Origin of the sequence: Streptomyces sp. WAC04114 (genome assembly GCF_019733245.1) — a bacterium.
Lineage (GTDB): Bacteria > Actinomycetota > Actinomycetes > Streptomycetales > Streptomycetaceae > Streptomyces > Streptomyces massasporeus_A.
This window is the reverse complement of record NZ_JAIGQA010000086.1, coordinates 1-23,845: the sequence shown is the minus strand read 5'-3', so window position 1 is coordinate 23,845 and position 23,845 is coordinate 1. Positions and strand designations below refer to the sequence as shown.

The 23,845-nt window shown below is 69.7% G+C and carries 19 protein-coding genes and 1 pseudogene; 5 read left to right on the top strand and 15 right to left on the bottom strand.

Annotation, left to right across the window (positions count from 1 at the left end; genetic code table 11):
• Positions 1-57 precede the first annotated feature (57 nt).
• Positions 58-516, top strand: coding sequence for a GNAT family N-acetyltransferase (locus tag K4G64_RS21960; RefSeq protein ID WP_221757731.1), 459 nt, complete (start codon positions 58-60; stop codon positions 514-516).
• 77 nt (positions 517-593) lie between these two features.
• Here K4G64_RS21960 and K4G64_RS21955 read toward each other — a convergent pair whose 3' ends face one another.
• The 7 genes from K4G64_RS21955 to K4G64_RS21925 form a co-directional block, all read right to left on the bottom strand.
• Positions 594-1,742 carry an ABC transporter ATP-binding protein gene (locus K4G64_RS21955; protein WP_221757730.1) on the bottom strand — a complete coding sequence of 383 codons (1,149 nt, stop codon included), beginning with the start codon at positions 1,740-1,742 and terminating at the stop codon, positions 594-596.
• Positions 1,735-2,793, bottom strand: coding sequence for an ABC transporter ATP-binding protein (locus tag K4G64_RS21950; protein WP_221757729.1), 1,059 nt, complete (start codon positions 2,791-2,793; stop codon positions 1,735-1,737). The genes K4G64_RS21955 and K4G64_RS21950 overlap by 8 nt, the downstream gene beginning before the upstream one ends.
• A gap of 11 nt (positions 2,794-2,804) precedes the next feature.
• Positions 2,805-3,767: an ABC transporter permease gene (locus K4G64_RS21945; protein ID WP_221757728.1), complete on the bottom strand. Its 963-nt coding sequence runs from the start codon at positions 3,765-3,767 to the stop codon at positions 2,805-2,807.
• Positions 3,760-4,689, bottom strand: a complete 930-nt coding sequence (locus K4G64_RS21940; protein WP_221757727.1) for an ABC transporter permease — start codon at positions 4,687-4,689, stop codon at positions 3,760-3,762. The genes K4G64_RS21945 and K4G64_RS21940 overlap by 8 nt, the downstream gene beginning before the upstream one ends.
• 132 nt (positions 4,690-4,821) lie before the next feature.
• Positions 4,822-6,435, bottom strand: a complete 1,614-nt coding sequence (locus K4G64_RS21935; RefSeq protein ID WP_221757726.1) for an ABC transporter substrate-binding protein — start codon at positions 6,433-6,435, stop codon at positions 4,822-4,824.
• A 605-nt stretch (positions 6,436-7,040) separates the two neighbouring features.
• On the bottom strand, positions 7,041-8,948 hold the full coding sequence (gene typA / locus K4G64_RS21930) for a translational GTPase TypA (RefSeq protein ID WP_221757725.1): 1,908 nt from the start codon (positions 8,946-8,948) through the stop codon (positions 7,041-7,043).
• Between the two features lie 300 nt (positions 8,949-9,248).
• Complete coding sequence (locus K4G64_RS21925; protein ID WP_221757724.1) at positions 9,249-11,387, bottom strand: ABC transporter family substrate-binding protein; 2,139 nt, start codon at positions 11,385-11,387, stop codon at positions 9,249-9,251.
• Positions 11,388-11,675: 288 nt separating this feature from the next.
• Here K4G64_RS21925 and K4G64_RS21920 point away from each other — a divergent pair, with 288 nt between their 5' ends.
• The 4 genes from K4G64_RS21920 to K4G64_RS21905 are packed head-to-tail and all read left to right on the top strand — an operon-like array spanning position 11,676 to position 15,616.
• A complete protein-coding gene (locus tag K4G64_RS21920) occupies positions 11,676-11,966 on the top strand; it encodes a hypothetical protein (RefSeq protein ID WP_062928894.1) in 291 nt (96 codons plus the stop codon).
• 57 nt (positions 11,967-12,023) lie between these two features.
• Positions 12,024-12,860 (top strand): hypothetical protein, encoded by an 837-nt coding sequence (locus K4G64_RS21915; RefSeq protein ID WP_221757723.1) that lies wholly within the window; start codon positions 12,024-12,026, stop codon positions 12,858-12,860.
• Between the two features lie 18 nt (positions 12,861-12,878).
• The gene (locus K4G64_RS21910; protein WP_221757722.1) at positions 12,879-14,843 is read left to right on the top strand and encodes a fumarate reductase/succinate dehydrogenase flavoprotein subunit; all 1,965 of its coding nucleotides are present in this window, start codon (positions 12,879-12,881) and stop codon (positions 14,841-14,843) included.
• Positions 14,840-15,616, top strand: a complete 777-nt coding sequence (locus K4G64_RS21905) for a succinate dehydrogenase/fumarate reductase iron-sulfur subunit (protein WP_221757721.1) — start codon at positions 14,840-14,842, stop codon at positions 15,614-15,616. Before K4G64_RS21910 ends, K4G64_RS21905 begins: the two co-directional genes overlap by 4 nt.
• Here the strand turns inward: K4G64_RS21905 and K4G64_RS21900 are convergent.
• The 8 genes and pseudogenes from K4G64_RS21900 to K4G64_RS21865 all read right to left on the bottom strand — a co-directional run.
• Positions 15,591-16,586, bottom strand: a complete 996-nt coding sequence (locus K4G64_RS21900; protein ID WP_221757720.1) for a phosphotransferase — start codon at positions 16,584-16,586, stop codon at positions 15,591-15,593. The two genes, K4G64_RS21905 and K4G64_RS21900, sit on opposite strands and share 26 nt — an antisense overlap.
• Complete coding sequence (locus tag K4G64_RS21895) at positions 16,583-17,677, bottom strand: hypothetical protein (RefSeq protein WP_260460779.1); 1,095 nt, start codon at positions 17,675-17,677, stop codon at positions 16,583-16,585. Before K4G64_RS21895 ends, K4G64_RS21900 begins: the two co-directional genes overlap by 4 nt.
• 66 nt (positions 17,678-17,743) lie before the next feature.
• A complete protein-coding gene (locus K4G64_RS21890) occupies positions 17,744-20,380 on the bottom strand; it encodes a SpoIIE family protein phosphatase (RefSeq protein WP_221757719.1) in 2,637 nt (878 codons plus the stop codon).
• A 252-nt stretch (positions 20,381-20,632) separates the two neighbouring features.
• A complete protein-coding gene (locus tag K4G64_RS21885; RefSeq protein WP_221757718.1) occupies positions 20,633-21,076 on the bottom strand; it encodes an ATP-binding protein in 444 nt (147 codons plus the stop codon).
• Between the two features lie 193 nt (positions 21,077-21,269).
• Positions 21,270-21,725 (bottom strand): (deoxy)nucleoside triphosphate pyrophosphohydrolase, encoded by a 456-nt coding sequence (locus K4G64_RS21880; RefSeq protein ID WP_221757717.1) that lies wholly within the window; start codon positions 21,723-21,725, stop codon positions 21,270-21,272.
• Positions 21,726-21,763: 38 nt separating this feature from the next.
• Positions 21,764-21,958 carry an SPOR domain-containing protein gene (locus tag K4G64_RS21875; protein WP_221757716.1) on the bottom strand — a complete coding sequence of 65 codons (195 nt, stop codon included), beginning with the start codon at positions 21,956-21,958 and terminating at the stop codon, positions 21,764-21,766.
• 341 nt (positions 21,959-22,299) lie between these two features.
• Complete coding sequence (locus K4G64_RS21870; protein ID WP_221757715.1) at positions 22,300-23,052, bottom strand: GntR family transcriptional regulator; 753 nt, start codon at positions 23,050-23,052, stop codon at positions 22,300-22,302.
• 147 nt (positions 23,053-23,199) lie between these two features.
• Positions 23,200-23,845, bottom strand: a pseudogene (locus K4G64_RS21865) (hypothetical protein); the annotation flags it as partial.

Here is a 23,845-nt window from a genome sequence, read left to right as displayed (position 1 = left end):
AACCGCCTACCGGAAAACCGAGTTGCCGTTCGAACCGGAGTCGGGTTCCCTGTGCCGATGTCCGAACTTCACATAGAGCAGCCGAGCGATGACGCGGGCCTCGGAGACTGGCAGCACGTGCACAACGTGATCATTCCTGCCCACACTCTTTCTCTCGCCGAGGTCCGGGAGCGTGCCGAGCGCAACCACCTCGAAGTCGCCTATCTCGGAGACGTGCTCGTCGGTTGCAGCACGGTGCGCCCGCCTGCCGACGACTCGCTCACCGCGACCGTGATCGCCCGGACTCTCCCCGCGCACCGCGGTCGGGGGTTCGGCACCGCGCTCTACGCGCGAGGGGTCGACCGGGCACGAGAGCTCGGCGCGAAGGCGATCGAGACCGTCGTACTCTCCAGCAACGAGGACGGACTGCGGTTCGCACAGAAGCGGGGGTTCGTCGAGATCGAACGGTACCTGCTGCCCGGTGACACCATCCCCTGGGTCGATCTGCGCCTCTCCTCCGATCTGCCTCCCCGCTGAAGCAGAAGGAGCACGACAACGCTGATTCCCGGCACCGGAGTTGGTGCCGGGAATCAGTGGCCGGGTCCGGCAACGGCTCACACCGCGTGTACGACGTCCTTCTCCTCGGCGAAGTGGCATGCCGACTCGTGCGCCGCCGGCGTGTCCACGCCCTCGAAACGCCGGGGTACCGCCAGCAGGGGCACCTCCTGCGCGCACCTGTCCTCCGCCTTCCAGCAGCGGGTACGGAAGCGGCAGCCGGAGGGCGGGTTGGCCGGGGACGGGACGTCGCCGGTCAGGATGATCCGCTCGCGGCCTTCACGGGCCTCCGGATCCGGCACCGGGACCGCGGAGAGCAGCGCCTGGGTGTACGGATGCGTCGGGTGGTCGTAGATCTGCTCGTCCGTGCCGATCTCGGCCATCTTGCCGAGGTACATCACGCCCACGCGGTCCGAGATGTGCCGGACGATCGACAGGTCGTGCGCGATGAAGAGATACGAGAGGTTGAACTCGTCCTGCAGCTTCTCCATCAGGTTGATGACCTGCGCCTGGACGGACACGTCCAGCGCGGAGACCGGCTCGTCGCAGATGATGATCTCGGGGTTCAGGGCCAGGCCGCGGGCGATGCCGATGCGCTGACGCTGACCGCCCGAGAACTGGTGCGGGTAGCGGTTGATGTACTCGGGGTTGAGGCCGACGACGTCCAGGAGCTCCTGGACCTTGCGGCGGCGGTCGCCCTTCGGCGCCACCTCGGGGTGGATCTCGAAGGTCTCCCCGATGATGTCGCCCACCGTCATACGGGGGTTGAGCGAGGTGTACGGGTCCTGGAACACCATCTGGATGTTCCGGCGGACCGCCTTCAGCGCGCGCCCGGACAGCTTGGTGATGTCCTGGCCCTTGTAGAAGATCTCGCCCGCGGTCGCCTTCTCCAGCATCATCAGCAGCTTGGCGACCGTGGACTTGCCACAGCCGGACTCGCCCACGATGCCGAGCGTCTCGCCCTGGTAGAGGTCGAAGGAGATGCCGTCGACCGCCTTGACCGCGCCGACCTGCTTCTTGAACAGGATGCCCTGGGTGAGCGGGAAGTGCTTCACCAGGTTGCGCACCTGCAGGATCGGCTCGCCCCGCTCCACCGGCGCCTCGATCGCGGCGACCGCCTCCGTCTCGAAGGAGGCGTCGACGACCTCGACCTCGGAGACGTTCGGCGTGGCGTCCTGGGGCTCGTCGGTCTTGCCGAGCTCAGCCATGGATCGTCTCCTTCCAGAAGTGGCACGCGCTGCCGCGGCCGACGAGTTCGCCGCCGTCCTGCTCGGTGACGGGGAACAGCGCCGGGACGTCCGTGCGGCAGATGTCCTGCGCCTTGGGGCAGCGCGGGTTGAAGGCGCAGCCGGACGGGATACGCGTCAGGTTGGGCGGCAGGCCCTTGATCGCGTACAGCTCCTGGCCCTTCTGGTCCAGACGCGGGATCGAGTCCAGCAGGCCCCTGGTGTACGGGTGCGCGGGACGCTTGTACAGCTCGCGGACCGGAGCGCGCTCGACGATGCGGCCCGCGTACATCACGGCGATCTTGTCCGCGACGTCGGCGACCACGCCGAGGTCGTGGGTGATCAGGATCAGACCCATGTTGTACTCGCGCTGCAGATCCGCGAGCAGGTCCATGACCTGGGCCTGGACCGTCACGTCGAGGGCGGTCGTCGGCTCGTCGGCGATGATCAGGTCCGGCTCCAGGGCGAGCGCCATCGCGATCATGATGCGCTGGCGCATACCGCCCGAGAACTGGTGCGGGTAGTCGTTCACCCGGGCCGCGGCGGCCGGGATCTTCACCCGGTCCATCAGCTCGATCGCCTTGACCTTGGCGTCCTTCTTGGACATGCCCTGGTGAACGCGGAACATCTCGGCGAGCTGGTAGCCGACGGTCAGTACCGGGTTCAGTGAGGACAGTGCGTCCTGGAAGATCATGGCGATGCGCCGGCCGCGGATCTTGCGGCGCTCCTCGGCGGACATCTTGAGCATGTCCTGGCCGCGGAAGAGGATCTCACCCTGGGGGATGCGGCCGGGCGGCATGTCGAGGATGCCCATGATGGCCTGCGCGGTGACGGACTTGCCGGAGCCGGATTCGCCGAGCACGGCGAGCGTCTCGCCCGCGGACACGGAGTAGTTGACGCCGTTGACGGCCTTGGCCACGCCGTCGCGGGTGTGGAACTCCACGTGCAGGTCGCGGACTTCGAGCAGCGGGCGGCCCGTGCCCTCCGAGCCGTCCGGTGCGGGACTCTCGGCCACTTCATCGATGATGGTCACGTACGCCTCCCTCAGCGCAGCTTGGGATCGAGGGCGTTGCGTACCGCATCGCCGAACATCAGGAACGACAGCACCGTGATCGACACCATCACCGAGGGGATGATCAGGGTGTGCGGGGCGATACGGAGCTGCTCACGTCCTCGCGCCACGTCGCCGCCCCAGGATACCGCCGTGTCTCCGAGCCCCACGCCCAGGAAGGACAGGGTGGCCTCGGCCGCGATGTAGCCGCCGAGCGCGATGGTCGCGACGACGATGATGGGTGCGAGAGCGTTGGGCAGGATGTGCCGGAACAGGATCCGGGACGTCGAGGCGCCGAGCGCCTTGGCGGCCACGACGTAGTCCGCCTGCTTGATGGTGATCACGGCACCGCGGGCGACTCGGGCGATCTGGGTCCAGCCGAGGAAGGCGAGGGCCATGATGACGACCCAGACGGTGCGGTCGTCGAAGGAGTTGAGCACCACCAGCGCACCGAGCAGGAACGGGATGCCGAGGAAGATGTCGGTCACCCGCGAGAGCAGGGTGTCGGTCCAGCCGCCGAAGTAGCCGGCGATCATGCCGATGATCGTGCCGATGACGGTGACGGCGACGGTGACGCCCACGCCGACGGTGATCGAGGCACGGGCACCGTAGACGACCCGGGCGTAGATCGAACGGCCCTGGACGTCGTAGCCGAACCAGTCAGGGGCGAAGACATGGCCCCAGTTCGGCTTGCCCAGGTAGTGCTTGGCCAGATCGGCGTCGCGGGGCGAGGCGCTGGTGAACAGTCCCGGCCAGATCGACATCACCAGCAGGAACACGATCAGCACGGCCGAGATCAGGAACAGCGGGTTGCGCCGCAGGTCGTGCCAGGCGTCGGACCACAGGCTGCGCGCCTTCTCGGGAGCCGGTCCCGCGTCGGTCACGACAACGCCCGCGGTGCTCACCGTGTCACCGGGAAGGGCTTCGACCTTCTTCACGACGGTCTTGTCAGGCATACCGGATCCTCGGGTCCAGGACCGCGTAAAGCAGGTCGACGATCAAGCTGGCAACGAGGTAGATGACCACCATGAGGGAGGCGATCCCCACGACGGTGGCGCCCTCACGCCGGCTGAGGGCCTCGTAGATCTCGATACCGATGCCGCGAACGTTGAAGATGCCCTCGGTCACGATGGCACCGGTCATCAGGCTGCCGATCTCGATGCCGAGGAAGGTGACGACGGGGATCAGCGAGTTGCGCATCAGGTGGACACCGACGATACGGCGGCGCGGCAGCCCCTTCGCCACGGCGGTGCGGATGTAGTCGGACCGCAGGTTCTCCGCGATCGACGTGCGGGTCAATCGGGCGACGTAGGCGAGGGAGAGCGACGCCAGCACGGTTGCCGGCAGGAAGAGCTGGGAGAAGTCCGTCGAGTCGGTCACCGTGGGAGTCGTGACCGACCACTTGAAGGCGAGCAGGTACTGCAGCAGGAAGCCCAGCACGAAGGACGGCATCGAGACGAGGAACAGCGTCAGGGTCAGCAGTCCGCGGTCCCGCAGCGTGTCGGGGCGCAGGCCGGCGACGATGCCGAGGCCGATGCCCACGACCGTGACGAAGGTGAACGAGAAGATCGTCAGTCTGATCGTCACCGGGAACGCATCGCTGATGATGTCCGCGATGGGCCGCTGGCTGGCGATCTGGGTACCGAAGTCGCCCTGGAACAGACCGGCCATGTAATTCACGTACTGCTGAAGGAGCGACTGGTCGAGCCCCAGTTCCTTCTTGATGCTCGCGACCACCGCCGGGTCGTACGCCTGATCCCCCATCATCGCCCGGACGGGGTCGCCGGGCAGGGCGTACATCATGCAGAAGATGAGCAGGGTTGATCCGATGAACACCGGGATCATCTGGAGCAGTCGTCGTGCGACATAGCGCCCCATAGGTGCCTCCGTGAGGGGTTAACGCAGGTGCGGGGGCCGTCTCTGGCGACGAGACGGCCCCACGCACCTCCCACCGCCGCCTGAATCGGCGGTGGGCTTACGGCCGAGTGGGAAAAGCCCGGAAGGCTCCTCTTACTTGGTGGTGACGGCCCACACTTCGAGGTCACCGTGGAAGTCGACGTTGACGTTGTCGACGCCCTTACCGTGGCCGCCGTTGATGCGGTAGTACCAGAGCGGGATGGCCGGCATGTGCTCGACCAGCTTCTTCTCGACCTCCTGGAAGGCCTTCACCGACGCCTCGAGGGACTTGGCGTTGTCCGCCTTGTTCATCAGCCCGTCGATCTCCTTGTTGGAGAAGCGACCGTTGTTGGCCTCGGCGGTGGTGTGGTACAGCTCCTTCATGAAGTTGGCGTTGACCGGGTAGTCGGCGACCCAGCCACCGCGGTACATGCCCTTCACCTGGTCGTTGTCACGGGCCTCGAGGTCCGTGGCGAAGTCGGGCTTCGGGTCACCCGTGCAGTCGACACCGGTGGCCTTGCGGATGGACTCGCAGACCGCGGTCACCCACTCCTTGTGCCCACCATCGGTGTTGTACTGGACGGTGAACTTGTTGCCCGGGACGCCGCCACCCTCCTTGATGAGCTGCTTGGCCTTCGTCGGGTTGTACGTGAACACGTCCGTGTCCAGGTTCTGGTTGCCCTTGACACCGGGCGGCGTGAAGCCCTTGGCCGGCGTGCGGGTGTTGTTCAGAACCGTCTTGGTGATCGTGTCGCGGTCGATCGCCATCGACAGACCCTGCAGGACCTTCGGGTCGATGTCCTTGAAGGTCTTGGAGTAGAACGCCGGGGTCAGCGTCTGGATGGCCGCGTACGGCTGCTCGATGGCGCCGTCGCCCAGGTCCTGCTTGTACTTCGGCAGGTCCGTCGGGCCGACCTGGCGGATCATGTCCAGGTTGCCGGAGACGACGTCCTTGTACGCGGCCTCGAGGGTCGTGTACGCCTTGAACTGGACGCCCTTGTTCTTGGCCTTGTTCGGGCCCTGGTACTCGTCCCAGGCCTTGACCTGGATGAGCTTCTTGTGGTCCCACTTCTCGAACGTGTAGGGACCGTTGCCGACCGGCTTCTGGCCGAAGGCCTTCGGGTCGTCGTAGAAGACCTTGGGCAGCGGGGCCCAGGTGGTGTAGCCGAGCTTGTAGTTGAAGTACGGCATCGTGTACTTCAGCTCGATGGTGAAGGTGTGGTCGTCCACGGCCTTCAGACCGGACATGGTCTCGGCCTTCGGGTCACCCTTCTCCGGGTGGACATCGTCGTAGCCCTTGATGTCCTGGAACCAGAAGGAGTTCTGCTGGTTGTTCTTGATGTTGGCGTACCAGTTCCAAGCGTCGATGTACGACTTGGACGTGACTTCTTCGCCGTTGTGGAACTTCCAGCCCTTCTTGAGCTTGACCGTCCACGTCTTCGAGTCGTCGGTGGTGACCGACTCGGCGTTCGTGTAGACGATGTCGCCCTTGGAGTCGAAGTCCAGCAGCTGGGTGAAGAGGGACTGGATGACGTACGAGCCGTTGCTCTCGTTGGTGTCAGCCGGGATGAGCGGCTTCTGCGGCTCGCCGACGTCGATCGAGACGTATCCCGCAGGGCCGGAACCCTTGCTCTTCCCCTCGTCGTCACCGCCGCCGCCGCAGGCAGTGGCAGCCAGGGCGACGACTATCGCACCCGCGACCCACTTGGCGCTCTTGGCACCGCGCATGGGTTCCTCCTATGAAGTCATTGGTTCACCGCGAAGGGAGCACACGACACATCACGGCCCCCGCCCGTCGCCGGTGCCGGAATTCGTCGAGTGCCCCCGCGCTCGTGAGTCGCGCCGCTGCCGGCTACTGACCCGTACATCCGAGCTCTACGCGCCTAACTATCTGCCAAACGCCAGGACCGAACCACACTCTCGAGGTCTCGGTTCGATCACAGCTCTCGCCTACATCTTCCAAAATCCGGACAAAGGGTTTGGTGAAAGATCCCTGCGAAACGGACTTGTTACACATCTATCGGTGTCGGCTGTCCGCATTCCGGACGCGAGAGTGAGAAAAACCGGTTGCGACGTACCGTGGGTCCCGTGCAGGGTGCCAGCGGAGTCTGTCGCGCGCTCAAGAAGCTTGCGCGGCAAGGCCGTTACGCGTTCCCCGGGGTCGGGGAGGCGCGGCGCTTCCGGAGCAGGGTAGTGGGAGAAAACCGCCCCTGACGGCTGTCACCGGCAAATCGAGGGTTTTCCCTACCCCTCCCCTTCGCGTTCCCCTTCCTTTACACAACGGCACCGGGCACCCCGCATGAGCGGGGTGCCCGGTGCCGTGGTGAGGGGTGTCAGCCGTGCTTGGCGCGGCTCGCGGCGCGGGCGCGCTCGCGGGCGTCCAGGTTCACCTTGCGGATGCGCACGGCCTCCGGGGTGACCTCGACGCACTCGTCGTCCCGGCAGAACTCCAGGGACTGCTCCAGCGACAGCTTGCGCGGCGGGACGATCGCCTCGAACGAGTCGGCCGAGGCGGACCGCATGTTCGTGAGCTTCTTCTCCTTGGTGATGTTCACGTCCATGTCGTCGGAGCGCGAGTTCTCGCCGACGATCATGCCCTCGTACACCTCGGTGCCGGGGTCCACGAAGAGCACGCCGCGCTCCTGGAGGTTCGTCATCGCGAAGGCGGTGACGGCACCGGAGCGGTCGGCGACCAGCGAGCCGTTGTTGCGGGTCTGCAGGGTGCCGAACCAGGGCTCGAAGCCCTCGTGGATGGAGTGCCCGATGCCGGTGCCGCGGGTCTGCGTCAGGAACTCGGTCCGGAAGCCGATGAGACCGCGGGACGGCACCACGAACTCCATGCGGACCCAGCCGGAGCCGTGGTTCGACATGTTGTCCATGCGGCCCTTGCGGACGCCCATGAGCTGCGTGACGGCGCCCATGTGCTCCTCGGGCACGTCGATCGTCATGCGCTCGACGGGCTCGTACGTCTTGCCGTCGACCTCCTTGGTGACGACCTGCGGCTTGCCGATGGTCAGCTCGAAGCCCTCGCGGCGCATCTGCTCGACCAGGATGGCCAGCGCCAGCTCACCGCGGCCCTGCACCTCCCAGGCGTCGGGACGCTCGGTGTCGAGCACGCGGAGGCTGACGTTACCGATCAGCTCGCGGTCGAGGCGGTCCTTGACCTGGCGGGCGGTGACCTTGCGGTCCTTGACGGCCGCCTTGTTGTCGGCGCCCTTGCCGGTGGCGCCGCGGCCGACCAGCGGGGAGGTGTTGGTGCCGATGACCATGGAGATCGCGGGCTCGTCGACCGTGATCAGCGGCAGCGCGACCGGGTTCTCCGGGTCGGCCAGGGTCTCGCCGATCATGATGTCCGGGATGCCGGCGACCGCGCAGATGTCACCGGGGCCGGCCATCTCGGCCGGCTTGCGGGTGAGCGCCTCGGTCATCATCAGCTCGGAGATGCGGACGTTGCTGACGGAGCCGTCGCGCTTCATCCACGCGACCGTCTGGCCCTTGCGCAGCTCGCCCTGCTCGACGCGGAGCAGCGCGATACGGCCGAGGAAGTTGTCGGCGTCCAGGTTGGTGACGTGGGCCTGGAGCGGGGCGTCCTCGTCGTAGGTCGGGGCCGGGATGTGCTCCAGGATCGTGGAGAAGAACGGCTCCAGGCTGGTGGAGTCGGCGGGGACCGTGCCGTTGTCCGGCTTGGTCAGCGAGGCGATGCCGTCGCGGCCGCAGGCGTAGACGATCGGGAACTCGATCTGCTCCTCGTCGGCGTCCAGGTCGAGGAAGAGGTCGTACGTCTCGTTGACGACCTCGTCGATGCGGGAGTCCGGGCGGTCCGTCTTGTTGATGCAGAGGATGACGGGCAGCCGCTGCTGGAGCGCCTTGCGCAGCACGAAGCGGGTCTGCGGAAGCGGGCCCTCGGAGGCGTCCACGAGCAGGACGACACCGTCGACCATCGACAGACCGCGCTCGACCTCACCGCCGAAGTCGGCGTGACCGGGGGTGTCGATGATGTTGATGGTGATGACGTCCCCCCCGTCCTTCGGGTGGTACTTCACCGCCGTGTTCTTGGCCAGGATCGTGATGCCCTTCTCACGCTCCAGGTCGTTCGAGTCCATCATGCGGTCGTCGACCGAGTCGAGCTGGTGCGCGGCGAAGGCGCCGGCCTGCTTCAGCATGCCGTCGACGATGGTGGTCTTGCCGTGGTCGACGTGAGCGACGATGGCGACGTTGCGGATGTCGTGGCGCGTGGCCATAAAAGGCGTACTCCCGGAATGGTGAGGAATGCCCTGCGCGGACGTCTGCGGTGCGCGGGCCCTGCCGGGCTCAACATGCCACGGCCACGTCCCATGGTACGGGGCTGCGGCCGCAGGGGTTAGCCGGGATACGTCGGCGCAGGTCAGGCCTGTTTTGAGGGGCTCTACACCGGTGCCTGGGCCCGGCGCTGAGTCCGGGCGCCCGGGTATGCGAACGCCCGGCGTCCGCACCATGATCGTTGCTGAGGTCATGGTGCGGACGCCGGGCGGGGCGCGGCAGGCGTCTGCGCGTTGCCGGAGCTACGGCGCGGTGGAGCCCTTCGCCGACGGGCCCGACGCGGGCTTCGCGCCCTTCTTCAGGAAGCCCATGTCCTCGTAGACCGGTGTGCCGAAGCCGAAGGCGCCGGTGTTGACCAGGTTCTTGCGGGCCGCGACGAGCTGGGGGCGCTGGAAGAGGGGGATCGAGCCGGCCGCGGCCCAGATGCGGGAGTCGGCCTTGCGGATCAGGGAGCGGGACTCGCCCTCGTCGAGGGTGGCCACGGCCTCGTCGAAGAGCTGGTCGACCTGGTCGGTGCCGACGCGGGTGTAGTTCTGCTCGACGTTCAGCGAGCCGTCGGCGGCCGGGACGGGCTTGGCGTAGACGGGGCGGGCGTCGGTGGCGGGGTAGGCCGTGGCGGGCCAGGAGTACAGGGCGAGGTCGTACTGGCCGGAGGCGATGTGGTCCTTGAAGTAGGACTCGTCGGAGACCTTGGAGATCTCGGTGCCGATGCCGACGCGCTCCAGCATCCGGGAGATGCGGTCGGCGACCGTGCGCAGCGTCTGGGAGCCGGGCCCGGAGGGGAGCACGAAGCGCAGGGTGAGGGGCTTGCCGTTCTTGGCGAGCGGGGCGGCCTCCTGGTTCGCCGGCGCCGCGGTGCCCCGGGGGGCGTACGCGCCGGGGGCACCGCCCTGGTGCGGGGCGATGTACTGCTTGCCGTCCTGGGCGAGGTGCCCCGCGGGGTCGTGGGCCTTGTTGTCCTCGCCGCTGTCGTCGGCCTTCTCGCCCTCGGGGCCGGCGGCCTTCTCCTTCTTCTTCACCTCCTTGACCGGGCCGCCGCGCACCCACCCGGCGTCCGCGAGCAGGGCCTGGGCCTCCTTGGTGTCCTGGCCGCCGAGGGCGCCGCTGTTGTCGGCGTAGTGGGCCTGGCCGGACAGGGCGAGGTGGCTGCCGACCGGGACGGCGGGCAGGCCGAGCGGCTTGAGGACGACCTGGGCCAGTTCCTTGCGGTCCAGGGCGCGGGCGACGGCCCTGCGGACGCGCTCGTCGGTGAGCGGTCCCTCGGCGCCGTTCAGGGCGAGCTGGGTGTAGGCCGGCTCCAGGGACTTGCGGACCTCGAAACCGCCGAGGGCCTGCTGCTGCCGGGCGTACCTGACGGCGGCCTTGCGCAGCTTCTTGCGGGCGACGGTCTCCTCGTCGGCGGCCTCCTCGTCGGAGCCGTTGGCGACGGCCCAGGACTCCAGGGAGTCCGCCGCGGACCGGTCGGCGCCCGGGCCCATCAGCGGGCTGCCGGAGGCCTTGGGCCGGGCGGCGACGGTGATGCGGCGGGCCGCGGCGGGGTCGATCTCGGCCAGGTCGAGGGTGCCGGCGGCCAGCTCGGAAGCCCGCTTGTCGCGCGGGACGGTGCGCAGCACGATCTCGGAGAGCTTGGCCGGCTCGCCCCACCAGCGCGGGTTGCGGACGAGGGTGATCTCCCCGTCCTCGCGGTCGGTCTTCTTCACCGTGAAGGGTCCGGCGGTGACCTTGAGCTTCTTGCGGGCCCCGTCGTTGAAGGAGTCCGGGGTGCCCATGACGTCCTTGGGGTACAGCGGGGAGAACAGCGAGCGCCAGTCCGCGTAGGGGCGGCTGAAGGTGACCCGGACCTCCAGGGCGTTGTCGCCGCGCTCGATCTTCTGGATGCGGTCGTAGCCGGCGTTGCGGGCGGTCCAGTACGCGGTGTCCTTGCCGGACAGGGCGCGCCACTGGGCGGCGAAGTCGGCGGCGCCGATCTCCCGGCCGTCGCTCCAGACGGCCTGCTGGTTGAGCTTGTACAGCACGACCTGCTTGGGCTCGGTGTCGACGACCTTGGCGGACTCCAGGTAGTCGGCGTTGCGCTCCGGGCGGCCGGAGGCGTCCATGCGGAACATCGACGGCAGGACGGCCTGGGCGACACGGGTGGTGGTGGCGTCGGCGTCCGACTGGAACGTGTTCAGCGTGTCGGGTACGGAGTCGACGGCCCAGCGCAGGGTGCCTCCGTCGGTGATCCGGTCGCGGGGTGCGGGCTGGATGTCCTGCCCGGCGAGCGGCTTGCCGGACGGGTCCTCGGAACCGCATCCGGCGAGCGCGGGCACCGCGAGCACTCCCGCGGTGAGGAAGGCGACCGAGCGCGTGACCGCACGCGGGCCGACGCCGTGCTGGGACATCTGTGCTACCTCCGGGGAGCCGCGGGCGTTATGATCACTTTTGGCGGTATTTGGAGTTCATCTGATGTATGCGGCCACTGAAGAGGAAAGGGTTCGGCAACACAGGGCGACACGGCGGTCACGGGCGGGAAGCCACCCGTGCGGCCCAATGCACCGCACGGTGCACCCACACGCCTCGGCCAATCGATGCACATCCCTTCACAGCACAAGGCGTGACGCGCAACACTCGCAGGCGCATGAACGTTGCCGCCTTGGGCCATGAAGGACCCGCGGAAGTGAGGGCAAGTCATGTCCGTTCACGACGAACTGACGTCAGTCCAGCGCAGTCTCGACGAAGTGTTCCGGTCGCTGGGACGCCTGGAGAAGCAGCTCGGCACCGGTGGCCTGGAGATGCGCCGCGTCCGTGCCGACGCCAACCACCTGCGCGAGAGCGTCGCCCTGCTGCGCGACGCCGCCGCGTCACCGGCCGCGCCGACCCGCCCCGAGCTGGTCACCATCTCGGACACGCCGTACGACTCCGCCCTGTGGAGCGACTCGGACGACGAGGGGCTCGGCGCCCGGGACCGGCGCGCTCCCTGACCCGGGGAGGAGTCGAGCGCGACCGGCACCTCCCCCGAACCCGACCGGAGTCGTCACGTGGCCACTGGTACGGAACCCCCTGCCACCGAACCCAGACCTGAGAGCGGCGGTGTGCGGGGCGCTGCGCGGGCCGCGATCGCCGCCCCGCACCTGCGCACCGACCGCTGGTGGCTGGCCCCGGCCGGCACCGCCGCGGGTTTGCTGGCCTTCATCGTCTACTCGACCTGGCGGGCCTTCGCCAACACCGACTACTACGCGGCGCCCTACGTCTCGCCCTTCTACTCCCCGTGCCTGGCGGAGAACTGCGAGCCGATGCGGTCCGGCCCGAACTGGGAGATCTTCGGGAGCTGGTGGGGCATCTCGCCCGCGATCATCATCCTGATCTTCCCGCTCGGCTTCCGCCTGACCTGCTACTACTACCGCAAGGCCTACTACCGGGGCTTCTGGGCGTCCCCGCCGGCCTGCGCGGTGGCCGAGCCGCACAAGAAGTACACCGGCGAGACCCGCTTCCCGCTGATCCTGCAGAACATCCACCGGTACTTCTTCTACGCCGCGCTCGTCGTCGCCGGGATCCTCACGTACGACACCGTGCTCGCCTTCCGCGACGAGAACTACGCCTGGGGCCACATGGGGCTCGGCACCCTCGTGTTCCTGGTCAACATCGTGCTGATCTGGGCGTACACGATCTCCTGCCACTCCTGCCGGCACATCGTCGGCGGCAAGCTCAAGCACTTCTCCAGGCATCCCGTGCGCTACCGGATGTGGCAGTGGGCGGGGAAGCTCAACGCCCGGCACATGCAGCTGGCCTGGGCGTCACTGGTGAGCGTGGCGCTCGCCGACTTCTACGTCTACCTGGTCGCGTCCGGCGCCTTCGACGATCCGCGCTTCTTCTAGAGGGATGGGGCCTTTTTGATGTCCGTGGTCGACCGGCAGGAGTGGGACGTCGTCGTGGTGGGCGCGGGCGGCGCGGGCCTGCGCGCCGCCATCGAGGCCCGTGAGCGCGGCGCCCGTACGGCCGTGATCTGCAAGTCGCTGTTCGGCAAGGCGCACACCGTGATGGCCGAGGGCGGCATCGCGGCGGCGATGGCCAACGCCAACGAGAACGACTCCTGGCAGGTGCACTTCCGCGACACCATGCGCGGCGGCAAGTTCCTCAACCAGTGGCGGATGGCCGAACTGCACGCCCAGGAGGCACCACAGCGGGTGTGGGAGCTGGAGACCTGGGGGGCGTTGTTCGACCGCACCAAGGACGGCCGGATCTCCCAGCGCAACTTCGGCGGTCACGAGTACCCGCGCCTCGCCCACGTCGGCGACCGCACGGGCCTGGAGCTGATCCGCACGCTCCAGCAGAAGATCGTCGCGCTGCAGCAGGCGGACTTCAAGGAGACCGGCGACTACGAGTCCCGGCTGAAGGTCCTCCAGGAGTGCACGGTCACGCGTGTGCTGAAGACGGTGTCCGGCAGTGGCTCCGCCGCGGGCGGCCGGGTCTCCGGGGTGTTCGGCTACGAGCGCGAGTCGGGCCGCTTCTTCGTGCTGGAGGCACCCGCCGTGGTGATCGCCACCGGCGGCATCGGCAAGTCCTTCAAGGTGACGTCGAACTCGTGGGAGTACACGGGCGACGGCCACGCGCTGGCCCTCCTCGCGGGCGCTCCCCTGCTGAACATGGAGTTCGTGCAGTTCCACCCGACCGGCATGGTCTGGCCGCCGTCGGTGAAGGGCATCCTCGTCACCGAGTCGGTGCGCGGCGACGGCGGTGTGCTGCGCAACTCCGACGGCAAGCGGTTCATGTTCGACTACATCCCCGACGTCTTCAAGGACAAGTACGCCGAGACGGAGGAGGAGGGCGACCGCTGGTACGACGACCCGGACCACAACCGCCGCCCGCCCGAGCTGCTCCCTCGCGACGAGGTCGCGCGGGCGATCAACAGCGAGGTGAAGGAGGGGCGCGGCTCGCCGCACGGGGGCGTGTTCCTCGACGTGTCGACGCGGATGCCCGCCGAGGTGATCAAGCGCCGGCTGCCGTCGATGTACCACCAGTTCAAGGAGCTGGCGGACGTCGACATCACGGCAGAGGCGATGGAGGTCGGGCCCACCTGTCACTACGTGATGGGCGGGATCGCGGTCGAGTCCGACACGGCGGCGGCACGCGGGGTGCCGGGTCTCTACGCGGCCGGTGAGGTGGCCGGCGGCATGCACGGCTCCAACCGGCTCGGCGGCAACTCCCTGTCCGACCTGCTGGTCTTCGGGCGCCGGGCGGGCTGGCACGCCGCCGAGTACGCGGCGGGGGCGGCCGGGGCGCGGCCCGTGGTGGACGACGTCCAGATCGACGCGGCGGCGGCGGAGGCGCTGCGGCCCTTCTCGGCCGAGGCGGAGACCGAGGAGCCGATGGGCGGCCCCCCGGAGAACCCGTACACCCTGCACCAGGAACTCCAGCAGACGATGAACGACCTGGTCGGCATCATCCGCCGGGAGCCGGAGATGGAGCAGGCCCTTCAGAAGCTGGCCGAGCTGCGGCTCCGGGCGCGCCGGGCCGGGGTCGAGGGGCACCGGCAGTTCAACCCGGGCTGGCACCTCGCCCTGGACCTCCGGAACATGCTGCTGGTCAGCGAGTGTGTGGCGCGCGCGGCGCTGGAGCGCACCGAGTCGCGCGGCGGGCACACGCGTGAGGACCATCCGGGGATGGACCGCGCGTGGCGCCGGATCAATCTGCTGTGCGCGCTCACCGACCCCACGGGCGGCCTGGCGGCGACGGACCCGGTCCGCGGCCAGATCGCCCTCACCCGTGAGACCACCGAACCCGTCCGTGACGACCTGCTCGCCCTGTTCGACAAGGAGGAGCTGGTCAAGTACCTCGCCGAAGAGGAGCTCCACGAATGAGCGGCTATACGGCCCACTTCAAGGTGTGGCGCGGGGACGTGGGCGGCGGCGGCCTGGAGAACTTCGAGGTCGAGGTCAACGACGGTGAGGTGGTGCTCGACATCATCCACCGCATCCAGGCCACCCAGGCGCCCGATCTCGCCGTGCGCTGGAACTGCAAGGCGGGCAAGTGCGGTTCCTGCTCGGCGGAGATCAACGGCCGTCCGCGGCTGATGTGCATGACGCGCATGTCGGTGTTCGAACGCGAGGAGACGATCACGGTGACGCCACTGCGGGCGTTCCCGGTCGTCCGCGACCTGGTCACCGACGTCGGCTTCAACTACACCAAGGCCAGGGAGGTCCCGGCCTTCGTGCCGCCGGCCGGGGTCGGTCCGGGCGAGTACCGGATGATGCAGGAGGACGTGGACCGCTCGCAGGAGTTCCGCAAGTGCATCGAGTGCTTCCTGTGCCAGGACACCTGCCATGTGGTCCGTGACCACGAGGAGAACAAGCAGGCATTCGCCGGGCCCCGTTTCCTGATGCGGGTGGCGGAGCTGGACATGCACCCGCTGGACGCGGCGTCGGAGGCGGGCCTGGACCGCAAGACCACCGCCCAGGACGAACACGGCCTCGGCTACTGCAACATCACCAAGTGCTGCACGGAGGTCTGCCCCGAGGGCATCAAGATCACGGACAACGCGCTGATCCCGCTGAAGGAGCGGGCGGTCGACCGCAAGTACGACCCGCTGGTGTGGCTGGGCTCGAAGATCAGGAGGCGCTCTTCAGCAGGCTGAGCGCCTGGTGGAGGTTGTGCTCGGCGATCTCCCGCATCCGCTCCGGGTGCGGGAAGTCGCCCTCGATCAGGGTCAGCGGGCCCGAGACCAGGCCGATGTGCATGGCCAGGCGGTACAGGCGCAGGCGTGCCTCGTCCAGGCCAGGGACGCGCAGGGCGTCGTAGTGGGGGCCGAAGCGGAGCCTCAGGAAGACGTGTTCGTGCTCCACGTCGGCGTACATCAGGCCCTCGATGTCGATGAGCGCCGGATGCCCGTCGGGGGTGAGCAGGACGTGGTCGGCCCCGAGTTCGCCGTGGACGAGGGTGTGGTGGTCGCGGGGCCGGACCTCTGCCGCCAGGGCGTGGACCTCCTCCTCCAGCTCCCGGCGTGCGGCGGCGGCGCGGGTCTCGCGTGCGGCGGCTTCGGCCACGGCGCGCAGGGCTCCTTCGGCGACGCGCCGCTCGCAGGATCCGCCGTACGAGGAACCGCCGTTGTCGACGACGGCGACCTTCCCGAACCGGGGTCCGGTGTGGCCGTGCAGGGCGGCGAGCAGCTCGGCCACCCGCTCCATGGCCCGTGGGGCCTGCTCCGGCTCGCGGGCCAGGGCGTCCTCCAGGCTGCCTCCGGTGAGGTCCTCGACGACGGCCGCGTCCGCGGGCAGGCGCGTGTGCGTGGAGTCGGCGTACCGGAGGCGGGGGGTGCGGACACCGGCGGCGGTGAGCCGGTCGTGAGCCGCCGTGAACAGGCCGAGGCCCGTGCCGTGCGAGAAGACGTCCCGGGGGTCGGGGTCCGGCCGGTCCCAGTAGTCCTCGTCGGCGGACCAGACGTAGGCGACGGCGGTGGAGTCGTCGTCGAGGGTGAGGCGGTAGACGCCCTTCTTGGTGCCGCCGCGCAGGCGCTCCGCTCCGGTGAGGGCGCGGGACCGGCCCAGGGCGGCGCACGCGAGGGGTGCGAGGTCGGCGGTGGTGAGGGGGCGTCTGGTCGTGGTCACCGCACCCAGTCTTCCTTGTAGGAACGCCAGTCCGCCTCGGTGGCGGCGAAATCGATGTAGAGCGCGACGCCGAAGCGGGCCCGGTCCGCGTCCGTGCGGGACAGGCCCAGGCGGACACCCCGGACCGCCGCCGGGACGGTCTCGGCGTGGTTCCAGTGCCCGAAGCGGTTCTCGTGGAAGAAGGGCAGGCCCATCAGCAGGTCGGTGGACGGCGGGGTGACCTCCAGCGCCAGGGAGGTCTGCTGGGCGACGTAGCCGCCGTAGGTGCTCTCCAGCGGCTGCATCGTGTCGTACGACATCATGGCGATCTGGTCGACGCGGCGGGCGACCTGGCCGAAGAACTCCTGCGACCACCACTTGGGGTGCCCGGTGACGCTTCCCCACAGGGTGTGGAAGGCCGGGAGCGGGTCGATCTGGTGGGCGGCGACGGAGAGCCGGGCGTCCCGGGAGCGGGTCTCGCGGCGCAGGGCGTCGAGGAGGCTCAGGAAGTTCCGGTCACCGGAGTGCATCGGCTCGAGGTCGAGGTGGATGCCCTCGTAGCCGGTGTCCAGGATCCGGCCGGCGGAACGCAGGACGGCGGCGCGGGTCTTCGCGTTCTCCAGGCGCATGCCCTCGTCGCCCTCGGTCGCCAGGACGTCGCCCAGGAACGCCTGGACCCGGACGCCGGGAAGCTTGTCGTGCACGGCGTCGATGAACCAACGGGCCTTCGGATACACCGACTCGGGGAGCGTGCCGTCGTGCTCCAGCGGGCCCGAGTGGACGTACAGGTCGCGGATGCCGGTGTCGCGCAGGCGCCGGGCCAGGGCCGTGACGTCGGCGTCCTTCTTGCGCCCGTCGACCCAGGCGTGGCCGAGCCAGAGGGCGTCGCGGTTCCTGGTGTACGTGCCGTCCGCCGGGTCGCCCGTGTAGTTGACGCGCAGGGCCGTCAGCACGGACAGCAGCGGGACCAGCAGGGCCAGGACCACGGCGAGCGCCGTGCGTCCGATCCGGCGTCGGCGCCGGCTGCCCTGCCCGCTGCCGGGTGCGGGAGCGTCCTGCGCGGCGCCCTCGGCTGCCGCCTCGGTCGGGGTGGTGCCTTCCGCGTGGTCCATGCCGTCCCCCCGGTGATGCGGATGATGTTGCCGGGGATGACGATCAGCACGCACGTTCGGTTGCCGTCAGAACAGACTCAGCAACGCCTCCGCCGGGTCCGTCAGGCTCGTGTCCCCTCCGGGCAGGGGCAGTTCGAACCACACCGTCTTGCCCCGGGGGGTGCGGCGGGAGCCCCACGCTGCGCTGAGGAGGCCGACGAGCTGGAGGCCGCGGCCGCCCTCGTCGGTGTCGCGGGCCCGGCGGCGGCGGGGCTGGACCAGGCCGGAGTCCCAGACCTCGCAGACCAGGGTGCGGTCGAGCAGGAGGCGCAGCCGGATCTCGCCCTCGCCGTAGCGCAGAGCGTTGGTGACCAGTTCGCTGACCAGGAGCTCCGTGGTGTCGACCAGGGGTTCCATGTCCCAGGCGAGCAGCTGGGCGCGGGCGTACTCACGGGCCCGGCCCACGCTGCGCGGCTCGCGCGGCAGGGTCCAGTCACCGACGGAATCCGTGGGCAGCCCCTGTACACGTGCCATCAGCAGCGCGATGTCGTCCTCGCCGTGGTGGGTGTCGAGGGTGTTGAGGACGTGGTCGCAGACGTCCTCCAGCGGCTGGGTCGGGTCGGAGAGCGCGCTGACGAAGGCCTGGAGGCCCTCGTCCAGGGGGTGGTCGCGACTTTCCACCAGGCCGTCCGTGTAGAGCGCGAGCAGGGCGCCCTCGGGCAGTTCGACCTCGACCTCCTCGAAGGGCTCCCCGCCGACGCCGAGCGGCATGCCCGGCGGCACGTCCAGCATCAGCGCCGGCTCGCCCGGCTCGACCAGGACGGGCGGCAGATGGCCCGCGTTGGCGAAGGTGCAGCGCCGGGTGACCGAGTCGTAGACGGCGTAGACGCAGGTGGCGAGGTACACCTCCGAGAGGTCGGCCTCACGGGGGCGGCGGGCCGCCCTCGTCGCCTGCTGGACGCCCCCGGGGGCGCCGAGTCCGCGGGCGATCTCGTCCAGCTGGGAGAGCACCTCGGCCGGTTCCAGGTCGAGTTGGGCCAGGGTGCGGACCGCGGTGCGGAGTTCGCCCATGGCGACGGCGGCGCGCAGGCCACGGCCCATGACGTCGCCGACGACCAGCGCGGTGCGGTGCCCAGGCAGTTCGATGACGTCGAACCAGTCGCCGCCGACCTCGCTGGGCCGGCCGGTGTTGACGTTGCCGGGGAGATAGCGGCAGGCGATGTCGAGGCCGGAGGCCTCCGGGTCGCCGGGCGGGAGCAGGGAGCGTTGCAGTATCAACGCGCGTTCGTGTTCGCGGCGGTAGAGGCGCGCGTTGTCGATGCAGACCGCGGCCCGCGCGGCCAGCTCCACGGCGAGGTCGCGGTCCCGGTCGCCGAACGGCTCGCTGCCCTTCGTACGGGCGAACTGCGCGAGCCCGACGACCGTGTCGTGGGCGACCATCGGCACGGCGAGCGTGGACTGCACGAGCCCGCCGTCCTCGCCCGGGACGGTCTGGGGGCGGGCCGTGCGCAGGGCGTCCGCGCAGGGCGAGTTGAACGGGTAGTGGTGGACGGCGCCGACCGCGACGGGCACGCCGGTGCCGGTGAAGGGCGCGTCGGAGACGGCGCTGGCGAAGGCCACGCGGCGCAGTTCGGCGCTGCCGTCGGCGAGCCCGGGCGGGGTCTCGTCGCCGGCCAGCAGCCCCTGGTAGAGGTCGACCGTGGCCAGGTCGCAGAAGCCGGGGACGACCACGTCGAGGAGCTGGCGGGCCGTGGTCTCCAGGTCGAGGGAGTTGCCGATGCGGGCGCCGGCCTCGTTCAGCAGGGCGAGGTTGCGCCGGGCGGCGGCGGCCTCGCGGGCGGCGGCGCGGCGGGCGGTGATGTCGATCCCGAGCCAGGCGACCCCGATGGGACGGCCCGAACCGCTGTGCACGCGGTAGAGGTTGACGGACCAGTGGCGGCGCTCGTCGGAACCCGGCACGAAGCCCGTGACGTGCATGTCGGTGATGGAGCTGCCGGTTTCCAGCACCCGGCGCAGGGTTGCGGCGACCCGCTCGGCCTCGCCGCGCGGGAGGTAGTCGTGGACGCCCTTGCCGCGGTGGTCGTCGGGTGCGCCGCCGAAGATGGAGGCGAACCGCTGGTTGACGCGGCGGACCCGCAGGTCGGGGTCGATCAGCAGGAATCCGAACGGGGATTGACCGAAAATGGCCTGCGAGGCGGCGAGGTCGGTCTCGATGCTGCGCAGGGTGCGCACGTCGACGACGATGCAGACGGCGGCCTTGTCGCCCTCCTCGGTGCGCGTCGGCATGACGTACACCTCGGCGAGCCCCTCGTGGCCGCACTCCCCCTCGACGCCCCTCGGCATCCGGAAGGGCACCACGCCGGTCCACTCGCGGCCGTCGAGGATCTCGGCCATCTTGCGCATGCCGCGCTCGCGGTGGCGCGGGTCGATGAACGCCTCGATGGGGTCCATGCCGACGGCGCGGTCGGCGGGGATGCCGAAGAGGTGCTCGGCGCGCAGGCTCCACTGCTCGACCAGCCCGTCGGGACCGATGGAGAAGGACACGACCTTGATGTAGTCGTAGATGGATCCGGGGGGACTGCTCTGCCACATGGCGTCCCCGGTCCGCACCCCGTCGGCCGCGAGCGCACCTCCCACCGCGGAGGCCAGGCCGTCGGCGGCCCTCGCCCTCGCGCCCTCCGACGGGTCCTCGGACTCCGTGGCCTTCGCTGGTATCTCGCTCACGCGAACCGTCCCCTCCAGCTCACCGCGTCCGGCACCGGTCACCGGGGGCGGCTGCCCGCAGTATCCAGCACTACGGTGCCGCACAACACGGTGTTCACGATCACAGCACGGTCCCGATGGTTTTCGGTCCGGACCGTGACAACACTTCCAGTCTTCTAACCAGGGGACACGTCGTCGAACCCCGTCGGCCGGCAACCGCCACTGGCCTGAACCACGCGCTCTACAGCGGTGTCACGTACGTACACCGGATTTTCACTCCGGCACCGCGAGTTCGAACCACACGGTCTTGCCCGCGGCGCCGGGCCGGGTACCCCATCGGCGGGAGGAGGAGGCCACCAGGTGCAGTCCGCGGCCGCTCTCGTCCTCCAGGCGGGCGGGGCGCTCGCGGGGCGGGTCCGGCAGCGGGTCGGAGACCTCGACCAGGAGGACGCCGCCGAGCCCTGAGGGGCGTACCAGGCGGACCCCGATGGGGCCCGTGGCATGCCGCAGGGCGTTGGTGACCAGCTCGCTCACCAGCAGGGCGGCGAGGTCGGCGAGGCTCTCGAGGCCCCAGCGCCGGAGTTGGCCGCGCACGGCCTGACGGGCGGTGCGCACGGCACCCGGGTCGGCGGGAAAGCTCCACTCGGCGCAGTCACCTTCGGTGTCGATCACGCCGATCACTTCCCAGGCAGGAGCCCCGCCCATGTCCGGTTTCATGGGGTTAATGGGCACATACCCGATATCCGGGGTGGAGTACCGCGCGGGGCGGCGCGCTGTGGCACGAAAGGCGTAGGGGGCGCTCCGTCGACAGTGCGATGAGGACCACACGCCCCCGGGCGGCTTCGGGCTCCCAGCGGCCTGGGGCTCCCAGCGGCTTGGGGCTCCCGGCGGCTTGGGGCTCCGGGCGGCTTCAGGCTCCGGGCGCTTCCGGCCCACCGGATCCGGTGCCGTGCGCGGGAAGGCCCTCCACGGCTCCCAGGTGCGCGAGGGCCTGCCGTACGGCCGGGACGTCCTGGTCGAGCCAGGGCACGTCCCAGATCTCGTCGGGGCCGAGCCAGCGCAGTTCGTCGTGGTCTTCGAGGGGTTCGGGGGCGGCGGAGCCGGGTCGCAGCCGGGCGGTCCACACGTGCAGGACGTACGGCGTCCTGAGGGGCCACTCCCCCGGGACACGCTCGCCCACCTCGGCGTCGACGCCGAGTTCCTCGCGCAGCTCCCGCGCGAGCGCCGCGTCGGCCGTCTCCCCGGGCTCGACCTTGCCGCCGGGCAGCTCCCAGCGCCCGGCCAGCTCCACGGGCGCGCTACGCCGGGCGGCCAGCAGCCGCCCGTCCTCGACCAGCACGGCCCCCACGACGATCCGCTCACTCATGCGGGGAGCCTACGGGAGCCCTGCCGGACTCACGGAGGTCAGTCGCGGGCCACGGCCGACCCGTTCTGACCGAGCCGCTCGACCCAGTACAGCTGCTTGTGCCCGCGACCGTCGAGGCTGTCCGCGATCTTCTGGGCCTCGGCCCGGGTCGCGTACCGGCCCACGCGGTAGCGGTTGCCGTTGTCGTCCTCTCGTATCACGAGCCAGGGAAGAGTGACCGTGCTGTCGTTCATCGCGCCCCTCCACTTCCCACCCGCGGCCTGTGCCGTGCCCCACCCGCTAAGGAAACCGCAATGCGCATATGCCCGACCCTACGCCTAACCTTTACGCAGCGAATACGGCTTTTCACAAAGAGGTACGCAACCAGCCAGAACGCAGGGGGCGCACGCCGACGAACGCGCCGTCGGCGCACCTCGGCGCACCCGGTCCGTGGCATACCGCGGAGGTGACCGCCGACCTGCGCAAACGACGGCGGTTCGCGGGGCACGCGCCACCCCTGCCCGTGCCCCTGCGCACGACGACCGTGTGAGCGGGGCGCGCGGGGTGCGCGCCGCGGGGCGGATGTGAGCGTTCGCTACTTGACCGGAAGGTGGTAGGCCACCCGGTACCGATCGGCCGGGACGACCACGTCGGCCGTCTCCACGGGGCGGCCGGAGGCGTAGAACGTGCGCTGGATGACCAGGACGACATGACCCGGTACGCCGCCCAGGACGAGCAGCTCCTCGGCGAGGCCGGGGCGGGCGCCGACCTCCTCGGTGACGTTGTCCACGATCACGTCGATGGCGCGCATGCGCTCGACGACGCCCATGCCGCCGACCGGGCCCTCCTCCGGCAGCATCACCGGCGTACGCCCCGTGACGGTGAGGGGCTCCCAGGACGTGGAGAGCATCATCGCCTCGCCGGCCTCGCGGTAGAGGTACCGCGTGCACATGACCCGCTCGCCCGGCTCGATGCCCAGCCGTTCGGCGACGGCGACGCTCGCCTCGGACTGCTCGCTGCTGGACTCCCAGGTGCCGCGGCCCTCGCCGTCGGCCTGCTCCTGGCGGAACGGGGTGGCACCTCCGGTCGGGCGGTAGCCGGAGCGGGAGATGCGCCGGGGCACGGGCCGCTCGCGCACATACGTCCCCGAGCCGGAGCGGCCCTCGACCAGGCCTTCCGCCATGAGCACCTTGCGGGCCTCCAGCGCGACCGTGTCCGAGACCCCGTACTCCTGGCGGATTCTGGCCTGGGAGGGGAGGCGGGTGTGCGGTGGCAGCTGACCGTCGACGATCTTCTTGCGGAGATCACCCGCGACGCGCAGGTACGCCGGCTGCTCACCGAATGTCACTGGCCGCTCCCATCAGGTTGTACAGACAGCAACAGCGTGGCAACCGTAGGTTGTCCGGTGCAAGCAAAGGCCAGAGAATCACTCGATGTGATGACACGGCGGCCCTGAGGGCTTTACGCAGGCACTTTCTCCCCGCTATGGCCGCCGTCACACCTGCGCTTCGGAGGTGCCCTCCTCATCCTCCCCGGAGGCGGGCGGGGTCGCCGCCAGACCGAGGGCCTTGCGCGCCGTGACGGTCGCCGGGCCGTCCACGGATCCGTACGCCTTGTCGTAGTGCGCGAAGTAGGTGTCCACGTCGCGCGCGGTGCTCGCCCCGCGCCACTCCTCCCGGGCGTCCTCCATCTCCTCGACCAGGTCGGCGAGGGGCCCCCGGGCGCCGGCCGGCCAGGAGTGCCCGCGCAGCGCCTCGATGTTCTCGCCGAGCACGTCGTGGACCTGGCCGGCCCAGGCCCGGTGGGCGTCGAGGTCGTCCTCGGTGCTCTTCTCGGGCTCCTCGTAGAGCGCCGTGTCCAGGGCGTTGGCCGTCGAGAGGAAGACGACCTGGTCGGTGCCGAGGGTGGTGGGGTCGGTGCGCAGGGAACCGGTCAGCTTGGCCTTCGCCTCGGTGTCGCCGAAGAGGCAGGTGATCGCGCGGTCGCCGTAGCGCCAGCTCACCCGGGAGGGCAGCAGGTAGTACACGTCGACATCGGCCGGCATCGCCCAGGTGTCCATCGCGTACTGGTCCTGGAGGGCGTAGCACTTCTCGTCTGCGATATCGGTGATCTTCGCGTCGCCCGGGAAGGCGCCGCCGGGC